This is a genomic window from Vibrio sp. 1249-1, from assembly GCF_033340495.1.
The window spans coordinates 1-572 of sequence record NZ_JAWOWJ010000914.1; the positions used below are offsets into that span (position 1 = coordinate 1).

Below are 572 nucleotides of genomic sequence, written 5' to 3' on the forward strand. Positions count from 1 at the left end.
GCACGGCGCGTATTTTGCTCGGTGTCCATTTTTTTACTGACGTCATCATCGGGGCGCTGTTGGGAAGTGCGTGTGGTGCTCTAGCTATTGCGATCGTAGGAGGCTAATGGATGAAAATTCTATACGGTGTTCAAGGTACGGGAAATGGCCACAACGCACGTGCACGTGCAATGAACAAGGCATTTGAATCGCACGATGTGCAGGTCGACTTTCTTTTTTCTGGGCGAGCACCGGAGAAATACTTTTCAATGGAAGCGTTTGGCGATTATCAGACTCGTCGCGGTTTTACGTTTGTGACGGAAAAAGGCTCGGTCAATTACGCCAAAACGGCCTTGAACAACAATTTGATTCATTTTTTCAAAGAAGTGAACCAACTCAACCTGGCGCCTTATGATTTAATCATCAACGACTTTGAACCCGTCACGGCTTGGGCTGCTCGTCAACAAAATAAGCCGTGTATCGGTATCAGTCACCAAAATGCGTTTCGCTATCCAGTGCCTCTGAAGGGGGCGAGCTGGCTGGATAAATCAGTACTTGAGTATTTTGCTCCATCTCAACATCAGCTTGGATTG

Annotated in this window: 2 protein-coding genes; both read left to right on the forward strand. The window is 47.4% G+C overall.

What is annotated here, in order from left to right; genetic code table 11:
* Positions 1-107: phosphatase PAP2 family protein (locus R7Z50_RS29655; RefSeq protein ID WP_318150035.1), on the forward strand; the 107-nt coding region annotated here is incomplete at its 5' end.
* Between the two features lie 3 nt (positions 108-110).
* On the forward strand, positions 111-572 hold a 462-nt coding region (locus tag R7Z50_RS29660), incomplete at its 3' end, for a glycosyltransferase family protein (protein WP_318150034.1).